The following is a 1,340-nucleotide window of genomic DNA, read 5'->3' on the forward strand; positions in this document are numbered from 1 at the left end:
CCCAGGCCCGAGGCCGCGCCGAGGAGCGCTTCGCCCCGAGCCGAAACCGCGTCGGCCGGCCCGATCCCGGAGAAGCTGCGTGCGGCGGTCGACGGCGTCGTGCGCGGGCTGGCGCCGGTGCTGAAGGGCCTGAGCGCCAAGGGCTTGAACACCAAAGGCCTCAACACGAAGGGGCTGGCGCCCGGCTTCGGCTTCGGCTTCGCCAAGCCGCCGATGCCGGGCCGCTCGGCCGAGCCCGCCGAGGGCGAGGGATCGCTCGTCACCAAAAGCTTCGCCGGGCCGGCGGGTGCGCGCGAGTATCGCCTGTTCGTCCCGAGCCGGCCGCAGAATCCGGCCGCGCTCGTGGTGATGCTGCACGGCTGCAACCAGACCGCGGACGACTTCGCCGTCGGCACCGGCATGAACCGGCTGGCGGAGCGCGACGGCGTGCTCGTCGCCTACCCGGTCCAGACCGGCCGCGCCAACGCGCAACGCTGCTGGAACTGGTTCGAGCCGCGCGACCAGGGCCGCGAGACCGGCGAGGCCGCGATCATTGCCGGGCTCACCCGCGCGGTGATGGCCGAGCACGCGATCGACCCGGACCGCGTCTTCATCGCCGGGCTCTCGGCCGGCGGGGCGGCGGCGGCCAACATCGCCCGCGCCTTTCCCGATCTCTACGCGGCGGTGGGCGTGCATTCCGGCCTCGCCGCGTCGTGCGCCCGCGACGTCGGCTCGGCGATGATGGCGATGCAGATGGGCGCGGCCGGCCCCGGCGGCACCCGCGTGCCGACGATCGTCTTCCACGGCGAGGACGACACCACGGTGAGCATCCGCAACGCCGACCAGGTGCTGGCACAGGCGGGCGCCGCGGCGCTGACGCCCTCGCGCGAGCAATTCGACGGCGACGGCCATCCCTACACCCGCACCCGCTACGCCGACGCGGCGGGCCGGGTGATGCTGGAGGATTGGCGGGTGCGCGGCGCCGGCCACGCCTGGTCCGGCGGCGACCGGGCCGGCAGCTTCACCGATCCGCACGGGCCCGACGCCTCGCGCGCGATGCTCGACTTCTTCGCTGCGCATCCCAAGGGGGTCTAGAGCATTTTCTTCACGCGAGCCGGGATCCACCTCGCTGGAAAATGCTCGAGCGGCCGGGCGCCGTCCCGGCGACGGCGTGGCCCGGTTGCAACGCCGAACCTGCGATCGTGCGGTGCCCGCGATCGGAGGCGGAGGATCGGCCGCGATCCGTGCATGGTCCGTTTGCCGGCGAACCGCGTCGGCGGAGGAGGCTTGCGTGTCGGTGTCGGGTTGGAAGGTGGCGCTCGTGGGCGCAGCGGTGGCGTGCGCCGCGCACGGAGCCGCCC

1 protein-coding gene is annotated in these 1,340 nt (G+C 74.1%); it reads left to right on the forward strand.

Features of this window, described 5'->3' with window-relative positions:
• Window positions 1-1,074, forward strand: a 1,074-nt coding sequence (locus tag FV230_RS28325; RefSeq protein ID WP_147844722.1) for a PHB depolymerase family esterase, incomplete at its 5' end; no start/stop codon positions are given.
• Window positions 1,075-1,340: the final 266 nt, after the last annotated feature.

Source organism: Methylobacterium sp. WL6, from assembly GCF_008040095.1.
Lineage (GTDB): Bacteria > Pseudomonadota > Alphaproteobacteria > Rhizobiales > Beijerinckiaceae > Methylobacterium.